The sequence below is a fragment of the Sporolactobacillus sp. BBK16-2 genome (assembly GCF_059878335.1).
Window position 1 is genome coordinate 88,796 of record NZ_CM187611.1, and the last position, 16,428, is coordinate 105,223.

13 protein-coding genes and 1 rRNA gene are annotated in these 16,428 nt (G+C 46.2%); all 14 read left to right on the top strand.

The annotated features are described in order from the left end of the window. Positions 1-51: 51 nt before the first annotated feature. The 14 genes from AC6F33_RS00440 to AC6F33_RS00505 all read left to right on the top strand — a co-directional run bounded on the left by AC6F33_RS00440 (position 52) and on the right by AC6F33_RS00505 (position 16,270). The gene (locus AC6F33_RS00440) at positions 52-789 is read left to right on the top strand and encodes a VWA domain-containing protein (protein WP_255749273.1); all 738 of its coding nucleotides are present in this window, start codon (positions 52-54) and stop codon (positions 787-789) included. Continuing rightward, positions 770-1,714 (top strand): serine/threonine protein kinase PrkT, encoded by a 945-nt coding sequence (gene prkT, locus AC6F33_RS00445; RefSeq protein ID WP_500777537.1) that lies wholly within the window; start codon positions 770-772, stop codon positions 1,712-1,714. The genes AC6F33_RS00440 and prkT overlap by 20 nt, the downstream gene beginning before the upstream one ends. Before the next feature lie 59 nt (positions 1,715-1,773). After that, complete coding sequence (gene tilS / locus AC6F33_RS00450) at positions 1,774-3,210, top strand: tRNA lysidine(34) synthetase TilS (RefSeq protein WP_480948109.1); 1,437 nt, start codon at positions 1,774-1,776, stop codon at positions 3,208-3,210. Further along, the gene (hpt, locus tag AC6F33_RS00455) at positions 3,207-3,746 is read left to right on the top strand and encodes a hypoxanthine phosphoribosyltransferase (protein WP_255749276.1); all 540 of its coding nucleotides are present in this window, start codon (positions 3,207-3,209) and stop codon (positions 3,744-3,746) included. Before tilS ends, hpt begins: the two co-directional genes overlap by 4 nt. A 129-nt stretch (positions 3,747-3,875) precedes the next feature. Continuing rightward, positions 3,876-5,900 (top strand): ATP-dependent zinc metalloprotease FtsH, encoded by a 2,025-nt coding sequence (gene ftsH / locus AC6F33_RS00460; RefSeq protein WP_255749277.1) that lies wholly within the window; start codon positions 3,876-3,878, stop codon positions 5,898-5,900. A gap of 120 nt (positions 5,901-6,020) precedes the next feature. Then, positions 6,021-6,785, top strand: a complete 765-nt coding sequence (locus AC6F33_RS00465; RefSeq protein ID WP_255749278.1) for a type III pantothenate kinase — start codon at positions 6,021-6,023, stop codon at positions 6,783-6,785. A 19-nt stretch (positions 6,786-6,804) separates the two neighbouring features. Further along, complete coding sequence (hslO, locus tag AC6F33_RS00470) at positions 6,805-7,680, top strand: Hsp33 family molecular chaperone HslO (RefSeq protein WP_304654921.1); 876 nt, start codon at positions 6,805-6,807, stop codon at positions 7,678-7,680. Positions 7,681-7,963: 283 nt separating this feature from the next. Then, the gene (gene cysK, locus AC6F33_RS00475) at positions 7,964-8,887 is read left to right on the top strand and encodes a cysteine synthase A (protein WP_255749280.1); all 924 of its coding nucleotides are present in this window, start codon (positions 7,964-7,966) and stop codon (positions 8,885-8,887) included. A gap of 454 nt (positions 8,888-9,341) precedes the next feature. Beyond that, on the top strand, positions 9,342-10,160 hold the full coding sequence (folP, locus tag AC6F33_RS00480; protein WP_255749286.1) for a dihydropteroate synthase: 819 nt from the start codon (positions 9,342-9,344) through the stop codon (positions 10,158-10,160). Beyond that, positions 10,153-11,034: a 2-amino-4-hydroxy-6-hydroxymethyldihydropteridine diphosphokinase gene (folK, locus tag AC6F33_RS00485; RefSeq protein ID WP_370646150.1), complete on the top strand. Its 882-nt coding sequence runs from the start codon at positions 10,153-10,155 to the stop codon at positions 11,032-11,034. The genes folP and folK overlap by 8 nt, the downstream gene beginning before the upstream one ends. Next, entirely contained in the window at positions 10,986-11,189 is a 204-nt protein-coding gene (locus tag AC6F33_RS00490) for a helix-turn-helix domain-containing protein (RefSeq protein WP_255749281.1), read from the top strand. The genes folK and AC6F33_RS00490 overlap by 49 nt, the downstream gene beginning before the upstream one ends. Positions 11,190-11,208: 19 nt before the next feature. After that, a complete protein-coding gene (dusB, locus tag AC6F33_RS00495; RefSeq protein WP_255749282.1) occupies positions 11,209-12,201 on the top strand; it encodes a tRNA dihydrouridine synthase DusB in 993 nt (330 codons plus the stop codon). Between the two features lie 284 nt (positions 12,202-12,485). Then, the gene (gene lysS, locus AC6F33_RS00500; RefSeq protein ID WP_255749283.1) at positions 12,486-13,979 is read left to right on the top strand and encodes a lysine--tRNA ligase; all 1,494 of its coding nucleotides are present in this window, start codon (positions 12,486-12,488) and stop codon (positions 13,977-13,979) included. 742 nt (positions 13,980-14,721) lie between these two features. Next, positions 14,722-16,270: ribosomal RNA gene (locus tag AC6F33_RS00505) — 16S ribosomal RNA — on the top strand. Positions 16,271-16,428: the final 158 nt, after the last annotated feature.

Consider the following 16,428-nt stretch of genomic DNA (forward strand, 5'->3'; position numbering starts at 1 on the left):
TACTTTTCCTGTCTATCATAATGCTAGATTCAGGGAGGAGTGAAAGACTCAATGAAGAAGGGCACGTTAAAGCAAATTTTGTTAATCACTGACGGGTGTTCCAATGAAGGCGAAGATCCGGTAGCAATGGCGGCACTGGCTCGTGAACAAGGGATTACCGTTAATGTCATTGGTGTTCTTGATCAATATGACTCGGAGGACAGTCATGGCTTGCAGGAAGTAGAGGGAATTGCACAGGCGGGCGGCGGGATCAGCCAAATCGTCCAGACGAAGCAGCTCGCGCAAACGGTGCAAATGGTGACAAAGCAGGCGATGACTCAGACGATTAAAGGTGTGATCAATCGACAGCTTCAGGATATTTTGGGTGACGGGGAAACGGTAGAGGATTTGCCTCCCGAAAAACGTGGAAAAGTAATGGAAGTCGTTGATGAGGTTGGTGAAACAGCTGATCTCCATGTATGCATTCTTGTTGACACAAGTGCCAGTATGAAAAATAAATTGCCGACTGTACGCGAGGCACTGACCGATTTGTCACTGAGCTTATCCGCACGCATGGGTGAAAATCAATTTTGTCTCTTTCTATTTCCCGGGAAAAGAAAGTCCGTGCAGAAAGTCATTTCATGGACGCCGCAGTTGGACAGCATTAAACGCATCTTTGAAAAAATAAGCTCGCATGGCATTACACCCACAGGACCGGCAATTAAAGAAGCAGTAAAAAGCTTTTCGTCGGTGTCGAGAAAACAGTCGCTCTTTGAAGATGATGAGGCCTATGATGATGGCCCAAGATAATCTGCACTTTGCTCCGGGAACCTTGATCACCGGGAAATGGCATCGAAACCAATACCAGCTTGTCAAGTGGCTGGGGAGCGGCGCACAAGGTACGGTGTATTTGGGAAGAGAAGGACGCCGTATGGTCGCGATCAAGCTGGCTAAGGATCGCGCGTCACTGATCTCAGAGGTTAATGTACTGAAACAGTTTGAAAAGCTCCAAGGGGATCCTTTGGGGCCTTCTTTATATGATAGCGACGACTGGCTGACGCGGGGCAGAACGATTGGATTCTGCGTTATGGAATACTTGGACGGCATTTCATTGGCCGATGCGCTTAAGCGGAAACCCTTTGATTGGACACTTGTATATATGCTGCAGCTGTTGAAGCAACTGCAGCAGCTGCACAGGTCGGGGTATATATTTGGTGATCTGAAGCCGGAAAATTTGATTCTTATACATCCGGGCCATTCGATCCGCTGCCTTGATTTTGGGGGAGCAACACGCATAGGAAGATCTGTGAGAGAATATACTGAATTTTATGACCGAGGATATTGGGGCTTCGGCGGACGTCGTGCGGAACCGAGCTATGATTTGTTTGCTTGCGTGATGATTTTGATTTATGCTGCCGCAGGCAAACGCATTGTACGGACAAATGAACCTCAAGTTCAGCTTGTACAATTTGTGAAAAGTCATCCGAAGCTGGCACCGTATCGAAAAATAGCAATAAATGCAATGAGGGGGAGCTACCCAAGTGCAGAGGCTATGCGGCGTGAGCTGCTCCAAGAAATAATGACGAGCCGTCAAAGCGAGCCACGCTCGCCGCAGACAAGGCGTACTATTCGAAAAACAAATACAAGTTCAAGCAACAGCTGGAAATCAGCATGGCTTGCCGCTTCGGTTTTATTAACTGCCTATATTTTGTTTGTCATTATTTACGTCATGTAAAAATTGGAGTATTGTGGACATACATTATTTAGCGAGTATTTTCTGGGGAGAAAATAACGATGACATTTTCTGAACGTGTGACGCGTTTTATTGAAACTCATCACCTGATCCGCTCAAACGCAAGACTTGTTCTCGGTGTCAGCGGAGGGGCAGATTCGATGGCGCTTCTGCACTTTTTTTATATGAAAAAAAAGGACTGGAAGCTTGAACTGGCTGTCTGTTCCGTTGATCACACACTTAGAGGAGTCAAAAGTGCCGAGGATCAAAAATATGTCGCATCATTTTGCGAAAAAAGGGATATCCTTTTTATAGGGAAAACGGTTGATGCCCATTCTTGGAGTTCAGAAAGGAAAATCAGCATTGAAACAGCCGCGCGTGAGCTGAGATACAGGGCTTTTGCAGAAGCGATGGAAACATTCAAAGCAGATGCGCTTGTACTGGCACATCACGGTGACGATCAAGTAGAAACCATGCTGATGCGACAGGTGCGCGGCACCATCGGAATAGGGAGGGCAGGAATTCCTGTTCGGCGTGTTTTTAAGGGAAGGGAGATTATACGGCCGTTTCTTTCGCAGACAAAAGCTGATTTAGAAAATTATTGTGCTGAGAACGGAATTGTTCCGCGGCTTGATGAGTCGAATGAATCCGATGCGCACACAAGAAATCGCTTCCGGAAATATGTACTTCCATTTTTGAAGAAAGAGAATCCCCAGGTACATCTCAAATTCCAGTATGAAAGCGAGCGGATTGCAGAGGATGAATTACTGCTTGTACGGATGGCTGAAGATCAGCTTGAGCAGGCAATCCTGGATAAAAGGAAATATGAATATGCGCTTTCAATCCCTAAATTTCGTGACATTCACCCGGCTTTACAAAGGCGGACAATTCATCTACTATTATGTTATCTCTATACAAATCAACAGTTGCAGCCGATGCACCAACCGATACATATTGAACAACTATTGCTGCTGCTGCATTCCAGTCGTTCCTCAGGGATCGTCATTCTTCCCGGGGGGCTCACAGCTAGAAAATCCTACAACCGCTGTCGGGTCGGCTTCGTGCTGGAAAGCGGTGACATAGAAGAACAGGCAGCGATCAGTATCCCTGGACGGACAGATTTTCTTTCCGGCTCCATTGAGGCCGCTTATGTGAAAGGAGACAAATTATCTTCTTCTGCATTGGGCCGAGCCTGTTGCATCTTCGATGAGGAAAACATTGCCCTTCCGCTTTATGTGCGGACATGGCGAAGCGGAGATCGTATAAGTCCGAATGGGATGACAGGATCGCAGAAGATCCAGCGTATTTTCATCAACGAAAAGATTGACCGCAATGAAAGAATGAAGTGGCCTGTAATTACCGATGCGAACGGCCGTATACTTTGGCTGCCGCTGTTGAGGCGAGGCACGCCTTATCCGTCACCGCCTGATTTAGAGAAAAAGGACTATATAAAGCTTAAATTTATACCGTTGGCTGGTTTTGGGAGGACGCAGGAATGAAGGAAGACGTCAAGGAAATATTAATAACAGAAGAGGAAATTCAAAATAAGGTGCATGAATTCGGTGCAGCGCTCTCAAACGAATACGCCGACTCCTTTCCCCTAGTGATCGGTGTGCTGAAAGGGGCACTCCCCTTTATGGCTGACCTAATTAAGACCATTACTGTTCCGATTGAAATTGATTTCATGGATGTGTCCAGCTACGGCAACTCTACTGTGTCATCAGGGGAAGTGAAAATTCTCAAGGATTTGGATACTTCAGTGGAAAACAGAGATATTCTGATAATTGAGGATATTATTGACAGCGGACTGACCCTGAGTTATTTAGTCGAATTATTTAAGACGAGAAGGGCGAAATCCATAAAAATTGTGACGCTGCTTGATAAACCGTCAGGAAGAAAATCGGATGTTGCTCCGGACTTATCAGGATTTACTGTTCCCGATGCTTTTCTAGTCGGCTATGGTCTTGATTATGCGGAAAAATACCGAAACCTTCCATTTATTGGAATATTGAAGCCTGAGATATACGAGGCTTGAGCTGCTCATTTAACAGTTTTTTGTTGCTATTTAGAGGAACTGCTCGCGAAAATGCAATTGCTTGGGCAGTAACAAGTGTATGTGGTACTATAAAATATGATTTGTTTTTAGAGCGGGAGGAGGTAAGGCATGAATCGACTTTTTAAGAATATTATCATATATTTATTTATTGCTTTAGTGATCATCGGTATCGTCAGCTGGCTGACGGAAACGAATCGTACTGTTAAACCGATGACATACAGCGCCTTTCAAACGAACCTAAGTAAAGGCGCAGTAGATCAGTTAACCTTACAACCGGAAGGCAGCGTTTACGCAGCAACGGGACACTTGAAGAGTGCTGATAAAAATACGACATTCAAAGTGTATTTGCCGGCGAGTGACAAAGTTGTGAATCAGGTAACTGATTTGGCAAAACAGTACAAATTAGACTTTAAACCGACCGAACGGACAAGCGGATGGATTACATTTGTTACATCACTGATCCCGTTCGCCATTATCTTCTTCCTTATCTTTTTCCTTCTGAATCAAGCCCAGGGCGGCGGCGGCCGAGTAATGAATTTCGGCAAGAGCAAAGCCAAGCTGTATTCGGAAGACAAGAAGAAGGTCACATTCAAAGATGTGGCCGGAGCTGATGAAGAGAAACAGGAACTGGTGGAGATCGTTGATTTCCTGAAAGATCCGAGAAAGTTTGTTGCGCTTGGTGCGCGAATCCCGAAAGGTGTATTGCTTGAGGGCCCTCCTGGTACTGGTAAAACACTGCTCGCACGTGCGGTAGCAGGTGAAGCGGGTGTACCGTTTTTCTCAATAAGCGGTTCGGATTTTGTAGAAATGTTTGTTGGTGTCGGCGCGTCTCGTGTCCGCGATTTGTTTGATCAAGCGAAAAAAAATTCGCCATGTATCATTTTCATTGATGAAATTGATGCTGTAGGGCGTCAACGTGGTGCTGGTCTTGGCGGTGGTCATGATGAACGCGAACAGACATTGAACCAATTACTTGTTGAAATGGACGGTTTCGGAGCCAATGAAGGCATCATTATTGTTGCTGCAACCAACCGACCGGATATTCTTGACCCGGCACTTCTCCGTCCCGGACGCTTTGACCGTCAGATTCCGGTTAACCGTCCCGACCTTGTTGGACGAGAAGCTGTACTTCGTGTTCACGCACGCAACAAGCCGCTGGCTAAAGAAATTGATTTGAAAACTGTGGCTAAACTGACTCCGGGATTTTCAGGGGCCGATTTGGAAAACCTGCTTAATGAAGCAGCACTTGTCGCTGCTCGGGCAAATAAAAAAGTAATCAATATGGAAGACATCGATGAAGCAGTTGAACGTGTCATTGCCGGTGTCGCTAAGAAATCACGTGTGATCTCTAAGAAGGAACAAAACATTGTTGCCTATCATGAGTCGGGGCATACGATTATCGGCCTTGCTCTTGAAGGCGCGGATGAAGTGCATAAAGTTACGGTCATCCCTCGTGGCCAGGCCGGTGGGTATACGGTTTCCCTTCCAAAAGAAGATCGCTATTTCATGACCAAGCCGGAATTGCTTGAGAAGATATGCGGACTTCTTGGCGGTAGAGTTGCCGAAGAAATTATCTTTGGCGAAATCTCAACCGGTGCCAGCAATGATTTGCAACGCGTCACGGGATTGGCACGTCGTATGGTTACCGAATTCGGTATGAGCGATAAGCTGGGTCCGATGCAATTCGGCAATAATGACAGCGGGCAAGTATTCTTGGGACGCGATATTCAGAACGATCAGAACTACAGCGATGCAATTGCTTTTGAAATCGATCAAGAAGTGCAGCGCTTTGTAAAGGCGGAATATGATCGATGCAAAAAGCTGCTCCTTGAACATCGAGATAAGCTTGAATTGATTGCCCAGACGCTGCTCAAGGTGGAAACACTGGAAGAAGAGCAGATCAAATCACTGTATGAAACAGGTAAGTATATCGAACCAAGCAAGACTCGGTACGCTTCTGCTAAAGATGATAAAGAAGAAGCGCCTGCAATTGATCCAGCTGAACCGAAGGATGAATCAAAGAGTGATGTCAAAGTGACGATTCATTCAAAGGACGAGGATTCAATGCAGAAGCCGGTTGACTCGAAAGAACAATCGGACACCGAGAAAAAAGATGACGAGCATAAAATTTGATCGTTGTTTCGATTGCACATACAAAGAAAAGGGAGGCTTCTCCGAATGGGAGTGCCTTCCTTTTCGTTTTTGCCCTGATTTAATTCGAGAAACCGGCTGGATAAACTGGAGGATAACGAGATGATCTTTGTTTGTGATGTAGGCAATACCCACATTGTTCTTGGCACTTATGATGATGGAAAGTTAACAAATCATTGGCGCATTTCAACAGATCGTGAGAAGACAGAAGATGAATTCGGCATGCTAATTAATGATCTTTTTTCATACACCGGCCTATCCTTTGACAGGTTCAGCGGTGTGGTCATCTCATCAGTTGTACCGTCAATTATGTTTGCACTGGAACGGTTGTGCGAAAAGTATTTTCATCTGAAACCAATAGTCGTCGGCCCCGGTATTAAGACGGGATTAAACTTAAAGTACGATAATCCGAAAGAGCTTGGCGCAGACTTAATTGTGAATGCGGTAGCAGCGGTGAACGATTATCAGGCACCAATCATTGTAATCGATTTTGGAACGGCAACAACCTTTTCGTATATTGATGAGCAAAAGGCGTATATTGGCGGGGCAATTGCACCCGGCATTGATATAGCAACCGAAGCGCTTTATGAGCGAGCTTCGAAGCTTCCGAGAATTGAAATTGCAAAACCGCCGCATATCGTCGGACGCAATACAGTCCACGCCATGCAGTCCGGAGTTCTTTTCGGTTATGTCGGGCAAGTGGAAGGTATCGTTTCACGGATGAAAAAACAGGCGACTTCGAATCCGGTCGTTGTTGCGACCGGAGGACTGTGCTCACTGATTTCTCATGAGACCGATAGTATTGACCATGTGGACCCATTATTGACACTTAAAGGGCTCTTCCTCATTTATCAACGCAATGCGTAAAAAGAAAGGAATGATCGGATTGGGCGATTATTTTATCAAGGCTTTAGCATGCAGCGGCAGTCTCAGGGTGATTACGTCGGTAACGACTGAAACAATCAGAGAGGCCCAGTCGCGTCACAAAACATGGCCAACCGCAACAGCAGCACTTGGCCGAACGATGACTGCCTCGATGATGATGGCCGCACAAGAAAAAGGCGATGAAAAAATAACAGTTACTGTTCAAGGCGGTGGTCCGATCGGCGCAATCGTTGCCGATGCGAATACCCATGGACAAGTGCGCGGCTATGTGTCGAATCCTGAAGTACATTTTGAATTAAATGCACATGGTAAATTAGATGTGGCGCGCGCGGTCGGCAAGAGCGGTTTCCTCAGCGTTGTGAAGGATTTGGGACTAAGAGAAAATTTTACCGGGCGTGTGCCGATTGTTTCAGGCGAGCTGGGTGACGACTTCACCTATTATTTTGCCCGCTCTGAGCAGGTGCCTTCTGCCGTAGGTGTCGGTGTGCTTGTCAACCCTGATCAGACGGTGAAGGCTGCTGGGGGTTTTATTATTCAGGTACTTCCCGGTGCAGAGGACGCAACTATTGGAAAACTTGAGGAGCGGCTGAAGACTATTCCGCCAATTTCTAAACTCATTGATGCGGGACATTCTCCTGAAGAATTGCTTGCCGACCTTTTCCCGGACGGCGATTATAAGCTCTTGCAAAAGCACCCGGTGGCTTTTCACTGTGGTTGCTCAAAAGAAAAATTCGCAAGCTCCATTACTGGGTTAGGAGCAAAGGAAATTCAGGCCATGATTGATGAAGACGGCGGTGCGGAAGTGACTTGCCAATTTTGCGAAACGCATTACGCATTCACAGCAGATGAATTACAAGCACTGATTCCGCATAAATAATCTATGAACTTGTCTTTGGGCAGGTTCTTTTTTTACATGAAACTTTTAACGAATGGCGAGTATAAAAATTTCGCTGCATCATGAGGCACCAGACACCGGCCCAGCCTTAACTAAGCATTGGGAAAATCTAAGTTTTCAAATAGCTGCATATAAATAACACATGCTTTTTTGTATAAGCAAACAGATGTATTGCGGAGCAGTCATAATCATTGACGAACCACAAATTGACTGATAATATAGTGTATAAATCATACATGATTACTGAGGATTTAAAGGGGGATGAATGATGACTGTTGCAAATTCGGTTACGGAATTGATTGGAAATACGCCGATTGTTCGTTTGAATCATTTGACTGGTGAAAATGATGCGGAACTCTATGCGAAGCTTGAATATTTTAATCCGGGCAGCAGCGTGAAGGATCGAATCGCGCTGGCGATGATTGAAACCGCTGAAAAAGAAGGAAAACTGAAACCGAACGATACCATTATCGAACCGACAAGCGGCAACACTGGGATTGGTTTAGCCTTGGTTGCTGCTGTAAAAGGATACAAAGCTATTTTGGTTATGCCGGAAACGATGAGCATTGAACGGCGCAAATTGTTTAAGGCATACGGTGCTGAAGTCATTCTGACTCCTGGTGCCCAAGCGATCAAAGGATCGATTGCCAAAGCTCAAGAACTTGCGAAGGAAAAGGGCTACTTTTTACCCCAACAATTCCAGAACCCAGCAAATCCGAAGGTACATTATGAAACGACCGGTAAAGAAATTGCCGCAGCTTTCGATTCGCTGGATGCATTTGTGGCCGGTGTCGGAACAGGCGGTACGTTGAGCGGAAGCGGAAAAGCTTTGAAGGAAAAATTTAAGGACATCCGTGTTTATGCGGTTGAACCGAAGGACTCTCCAGTATTGAATGGAGGAAAAGGCGGTCCGCATAAGATCCAGGGAATCGGAACCGGTTTTATTCCGGATACATTGGATACAGAAATCTACGACGAAGTCATTGATGTTGCTAACGAGCAAGCATTCGAATACGCGCGCCTTGCCGGTAAAAAAGAAGGCGTGCTTGCCGGTATCTCCGGTGGTGCAGCAATTTATGGCGGTGTTCAGGTTGCTAAAAAGCTTGGCAAAGGTAAAAAAGTTGTTGTCATTGTGCCGGATAACGGCGAGCGTTATTTGAGCACACCACTGTATCAAGTCGAAGAATAATCAAATATGTAGAGCAAAAGCCCGGGAAACCGGGTTTTTTCTTTTTTTATGTAAAGAATGGGTCACTCGGCGGCGAGGATTAGTCATTGTTCTATTTTTTTCAGATGGAGAACATGCCTGACCTGCACTTGCCCGGCGGTTTATAAAAGTAAAGTCGACCATCTGTGTTATACTGTTTCTGTTATACAAAAAGAAGATTTAGAGGAATTTAGTGTCATCGGCACGACAAATAAAGGAACTTTGACTAACGGCGCCCATTTTTTGTGAGCAACGTCGAAGCCACCGCATCATGCGGAAGTACGTCCTGTGATAAGCCGGGCACTGGGTCATCCGTGACCGTCGCGACGGCGGCTTCGCCAAATGTTTGGCGAATTCAAGTTTTTCTAAAGCCGTGACTGATTTTCGGGAGGAACAAACACCTGTGAGCAATTTTCAACTTTCCCCTTTTCATCTGATGAACGTAAGGGGCAGAACGCTGGATTATCGAAAAAAAACGGTGATTATGGGTATTTTGAATGTAACTCCGGATTCGTTTTCCGATGGAGGACAATTCAATCAGCTTGACCATGCCGTGTCTCATGCATTGCAAATGGAACGTGACGGTGCAGATATCATTGATATTGGCGGCGAGTCGACACGTCCGGGACATACGCCGGTCGCAATGGATGAAGAAATCGCTCGTGTCGTACCAATGATTAAGGCGGTACGTGAGCATACGGACCTGCCAATTTCTATAGATACTTTTAAGGCGGAAACTGCTCGTCGTGCCTTGGAAGCAGGCGCGGACATCATTAACGATGTCTGGGGTGCCAAAGCGGATCCCGAGATGGCGAAAATAGCCGCGGACTATCACGTGCCGATCATTCTTATGCATAATCGCGACAACAATAATTATCAAGACATCATAAGCGACATGAAAAATGATCTTCGTGAGAGCATTGCAATCGCGTTGGATGCCGGTGTTGATCCGGAGCACATTATTCTTGATCCGGGTATTGGTTTTGCTAAGGACTACCAGCAGAATCTCTTTGTAATGAACCATCTCGAGGCGTTTCATGAGCTCGGTTATCCGATCTTGCTTGGCACATCGCGGAAAGGTTTCATTGGCAGGACACTAAACGTAACCGTGGACAATCGGATTGAAGGTACGGGAGCAACTGTTTGTCTTGGAATCTCCAAAGGCTGCCAAATTATGCGTGTTCATGATGTGCTCGAGATTGCGCGTATGGCGAAAATGATGGATACAATGCTGCAGGAGGTTCACCTTGACTGACACAATTAATTTGAACCGCATGCAGTTCTACGGATATCATGGCGCGCTTCCGGAAGAACAACGGATGGGTCAGCGCTTTGAAGTGGATCTAACGTTAGCATGTAATCTTTATCAAGCGGGAACTACGGACAGACTTGATCAAACGGTTAATTATGCGGAAGTATATGCGCAGGTAAAGGAAATCGTGGAAGGCCGTCCTTACGCGCTTATTGAAACAGTAGCTGAAAAAATTGCTGAAGTGATACTGCTCGGCTTTTCAAAAGTTGAAAGCTGCCGGGTTAAAGTAATTAAACCCAATCCGCCTATTGCCGGTCACTATGACTCGGTATCGGTGGAGGTTGAACGGTTTCGAACAACTGCCTACTTAGGGCTTGGATCGAATATGGGCGATCGGGCGGGGTTTTTGAAACACGCGCTCGAGGCGCTGCAAGCAGAACAAAAGATAAATGTTGTGCGCTGCTCGTCAATTTACGAAACAGACCCTTATGGTCCTGTTGAGCAGCCAGACTTTTTAAATATGATCGTGCAGATTGAAACACTTCTTCCCTCAATCATTCTATTGCATAGGCTTCAAAAAATAGAGGCAGATTTGGATCGAATGAGAGAGGTACACTGGGGACCAAGAACAATTGATCTTGATCTATTGGTTTTTGACCAAATGATTACCTATTCAGAAGAACTGTCCCTGCCCCATCCTGAAATCGCGCGTCGCGCTTTTGTCCTTAAACCGCTTGCTGAGATTGCGCCTCACCTGGTTGTTCCTGGAATCAACCGTTCAGTTATGGAAATGTGGCAAAATCTCAATGAAGGAGAGGGAGTGCGATTATGGAAAAAGAACAATGGGGAAGGAAAATTCGGGCTTTTCGAAAACTGAAAGGCTATACGCAAGCTGAGCTTGCTAAAGAATTAGGTATTTCATTAACCCTTTTAGGTGAAATTGAAAGAGAAAGCCGCGAACCTGAAACAGAACTTATTACGAAAATTTGTGACACACTGTCTATATCTCTTCAGGAAATGAAGGAATTATAAACCGAGGAAGGTTGATTTGATGCTGAAAATCGGTCCGATTGAGATGAAAAACCAAGTGGTCCTCGCGCCAATGGCGGGTGTATGCAACTCAGCGTTTCGCCTGATCGCCAAGCGCTTCGGTGCCGGGTTGGTATGTGCCGAAATGGTCGCTGACCGCGGTATTATTCACCACAATCAAAGGACATTAGATATGCTGTATATTGATGATCGTGAAAAGCCGCTCAGCCTGCAAATTTTCGGCGGTTCAAAAGAAACACTTGTTCAGGCGGCGAAATATGTAGACAAAAACACAAATGCGGATATTATCGATATAAATATGGGGTGCCCGGTGCCCAAAGTGACCAAAAGTGATGCTGGCTCAAGATGGTTGCTCGATCCTGATAAGATCTATGAGATGGTGTCTGCTGTTGTCGATGCAGTGGACAAACCGGTAACTGTTAAAATGCGTAAGGGATGGGACGACGATCACATCTATGCTGTGCGCAATGCCCAAGCAGTAGAACGTGCAGGCGGCAGTGCAGTGGCGGTTCATGGCCGTACGCGCGTGCAAATGTATGAAGGAAACGCCGATTGGGACATTATCCGCCAGGTAAAAGAGTCCGTCGGCATTCCGGTTATCGGAAACGGTGATGTTCGAACGCCGATGGATGCGAAACGGATGCTCGAGGAAACCGGAGTGGATGGTGTTATGATCGGACGCGCAGCACTTGGAAATCCTTGGATGCTGTATCGGACGGTTAAATACTTGGAAAGTGGTATGCTGCCTCCTGAACCGACTGCTAAAGAAAAAGCGGATGTCTGCTTAATCCATTTCGATCAATTGGTAAAATTGAAGGGTGAGCACATTGCTTCGCTGGAAATGCGTAAGCATGCTGCGTGGTACATGAAGGGTTTGTGCGGAGGCAACGACGTGCGCAAGCAAATTAACCAATGCGAGACCGGAGCTGAGCTTCGTCAGGTGCTCATTGACTTCCGAGAACAGCTGGAGCTTGATTTAGCACCGACAGTCTAAGGTTGACAGTATTTTTTTAATTCTCTATAATTCGATTAGATATCAAACTGCCGGAAGTATTGCTGGCAGTTTTCTTTATACAAATAACAAAGTATTAAAGATAAGAAATTAGCGGTGTCTAGTATAAGAGAAATTAAGGCTTAGTCATGTATGAATCGGACTCCGCCAAATTTTTCTTTATACGCCAGATGTATTTCATTGTGCATCTGAAAATGAGCAAAGCTCGATCCTGCTATAGAGCACTGTTTGGTGCCAGCGGGATACGACTGGAGGTTGAAAGAAGAATGAGTCAGGAAGTGGATCTGACCGATCAGCTGCAAGCCAGGCGCGAGAAGCTGAAGGTTTTGATTGAACAAGGAATTGATCCTTTTGGTGGTCATTATGATCGCACGCATGATACAGAAAAGATTCGCACGCTTTATGCAGATAAGACGGCGGAAGAACTCGAAGAGAATGAAATTGCCGTTGTCATGGCTGGCCGTTTGATGGCCAAAAGACGTAAAGGCAAGGCGGGATTCGCCGATATCCAGGATTTTTCCGGCAGAATTCAGCTGTACATTCGCAAGGACGCCGTAGGCGAAGACCAATACGAGATTTTCAAACATATTGATATCGGCGATTTTGTCGGTGTTGAAGGTACTGTATTTAAAACACATGTGGGTGAATTGTCCATTAAGGTTAATAAATTCAGTATTCTCTCGAAAGCGATGCGACCGCTGCCGGACAAGTTCCACGGATTGAAAGATGTGGAGCAACGCTACCGTCAACGTTATTTGGATTTAATCGTTAACCCTGAAGTCAGAGAAACGTTTATTCTAAGAAGTAAAATTGTTAAAGCCATTCGCGATGAATTGGATGGACAAGGCTATCTTGAAGTCGAGACGCCAACCATGCACTCCATTCCCGGCGGAGCAGCGGCGCGTCCTTTTATCACGCACCACAATGCCTTGGATATGGATCTGTATATGCGTATTGCTATTGAACTGCATCTCAAACGGCTCATTATCGGCGGATTTGAAAAGGTTTATGAAATCGGCCGCGTCTATCGTAACGAAGGCGTCTCAACAAAACATAATCCTGAATTTACGATGATGGAGCTCTATACAGCTTATCAGGATTTGCGTGACGTTATGGAATTGACCGAAAATCTTATCTCTTCTGTCGCTGAAAAAGTACTCGGCAGCACAGAAATCACATATGGTGATGCAAAGGTTGAATTGAAGCCCCGCTGGCGCCGTGTACACATGGTCGACGCGATCAAAGAAGAGACCGGCGTTGACCTTTGGCCGCAAATGACTGACGAAGAAGCACGTAAGTTGGCTGCAGAGAACGGTGTTTCAGTAAAGGATGATATGACATACGGACACGTTGTTAATGAATTCTTTGAGCAAAAAGTTGAAGAAACATTAATTCAACCGACTTTCGTATACGGTCATCCGGTTGTAATTTCTCCGCTTGCGAAGAAGGATCCGAACGACGCACGATTCAGTGATCGTTTTGAACTGTTCATTGTTGGTAGAGAACATGCCAATGCGTTCAGCGAATTGAACGATCCGATCGATCAACGCGAACGTTTTGAGGATCAGATGCGCGAACGTGAAGCCGGCAATGACGAAGCACAGATTATCGATGAAGACTTCTTGGAAGCAATGGAGTACGGCATGCCGCCAACCGGCGGTCTAGGCATCGGCATCGATCGCTTAATTATGCTGTTGACTGATTCTGCGTCGATTCGCGACGTGCTGCTGTTTCCTCAGATGAGAAAGATTAATAAATAAAGCATATGTAAAGCCCGTTCTGCCTCCTAGAAAGTTGGCAGACGGGCTTTTTTGTTGCGCCGTGAACAAGAAAGCAGTTTGCTAAGTGAAAGCCGAGTTTTCCAGCGCAAGAGATCGTTATTTGCATCAACATTCTTTTTTGCAGATGGAGATGGGCATGACGTAACGGTTACTTATGAGAAAAAGTGGTCGTGTCGAATGCGCAAAGGTTGGGTTAACTTCAGGTGAACGGTTAATCTTAAAGAAAGGGAAGACACCTTAAAAATCAGCCGGTAATTAAAAGATCACAAGCACCCAAGACATTGATTGCAATTTCAACTAAATGACAAGGTTTCGAAAGAAAATTCGGGCCGTGCTTAGGATTATGAACAAAATAAACGGAACACAGCAAATTTTTATTGACAAATGGATTCAATGCTGATAATATTTTCATGTTGCTGGACAAGAGGTCACTTGTTGTTGACATGTTGTCCAAGCTTATGTATACTGAAAAGATCGTTTTTACGATTGATTAAGTATTTTCATTGAGAAATTAATTAATTGTTAAATTGTTGTTGACATGATGTTGATTTCTTGATAAGATATTCAAGTCGCTTCAAGAGCGACTGAGAATGTTCCTTGAAAACTGAACAAAAGCCAAGCGTGATATAAGGGTTTTAAACCCCATAATCAATTCAATTTTGCTATGGATCTTATGAACGAAAAAGTAAGGCCGGATCTCGTATCCGACATCAAGTAACACTTTTTGGAGAGTTTGATCCTGGCTCAGGACGAACGCTGGCGGCGTGCCTAATACATGCAAGTCGAGCGCATAGAAGGGAGCTTGCTCCCGGAAGTGAGCGGCGGATGGGTGAGTAACACGTGGGTAACCTGCCTGTCAGACTGGGATAACTGTGGGAAACCGCAGCTAATACCGGATAATCCCCTGCACCGCATGGTGCAGGGCTGAAAGATGGTTTCGGCCATCACTGACAGATGGGCCCGCGGTGCATTAGTTAGTTGGCGGGGTAACGGCCCACCAAGACAGCGATGCATAGCCGACCTGAGAGGGTGATCGGCCACATTGGGACTGAGACACGGCCCAAACTCCTACGGGAGGCAGCAGTAGGGAATCTTCCACAATGGACGAAAGTCTGATGGAGCAACGCCGCGTGAGCGAAGAAGGTTTTCGGATCGTAAAGCTCTGTTGCCGGAGAAGAACGTGCGGGAGAGGAAATGCTCTTGCAGTGACGGTATCCGGCCAGAAAGCCACGGCTAACTACGTGCCAGCAGCCGCGGTAATACGTAGGTGGCAAGCGTTGTCCGGAATTATTGGGCGTAAAGCGCGCGCAGGCGGCTTCTTAAGTCTGATGTGAAATCTTGCGGCTCAACCGCAAACGGTCATTGGAAACTGGGAAGCTTGAGTACAGAAGAGGAGAGTAGAATTCCACGTGTAGCGGTGAAATGCGTAGATATGTGGAGGAATACCAGTGGCGAAGGCGGCTCTCTGGTCTGTAACTGACGCTGAGGCGCGAAAGCGTGGGGAGCAAACAGGATTAGATACCCTGGTAGTCCACGCCGTAAACGATGAATGCTAGGTGTTAGGGGGTCCAACCCTTAGTGCTGAAGTTAACACATTAAGCATTCCGCCTGGGGAGTACGACCGCAAGGTTGAAACTCAAAGGAATTGACGGGGGCCCGCACAAGCAGTGGAGCATGTGGTTTAATTCGAAGCAACGCGAAGAACCTTACCAGGTCTTGACATCCTCTGACAAGTCTAGAGATAGGCCGTTCCCCTTCGGGGGACAGAGTGACAGGTGGTGCATGGTTGTCGTCAGCTCGTGTCGTGAGATGTTGGGTTAAGTCCCGCAACGAGCGCAACCCTTGATCTTAGTTGCCAGCATTCAGTTGGGCACTCTAAGGTGACTGCCGGTGACAAACCGGAGGAAGGTGGGGATGACGTCAAATCATCATGCCCCTTATGATCTGGGCTACACACGTGCTACAATGGGTGGTACAAAGGGCAGCGAAACCGCGAGGTCGAGCTAATCCCATAAAGCCACCCCCAGTTCGGATTGCAGGCTGCAACTCGCCTGCATGAAGCCGGAATTGCTAGTAATCGCGGATCAGCATGCCGCGGTGAATCCGTTCCCGGGCCTTGTACACACCGCCCGTCACACCACGAGAGTTTGTAACACCCGAAGTCGGTGCGAGAACCTTTATGGACTCAGCCGCCGAAGGTGGGACAAATGATTGGGGTGAAGTCGTAACAAGGTAGCCGTATCGGAAGGTGCGGCTGGATCACCTCCTTTCTAAGGAAACGATCAATAGCGAAGCGCTTGGACTTTTGTTTGGTTTTGAAGGAATCATTCCTTCACCGGCGTGCCGAAAGGCAGCCTTGAACCTTGAAAACTGGATAACGAAAGCAACGAAAGAAAGTCAAGAAACATCCAAGAAGATTATTGAATTG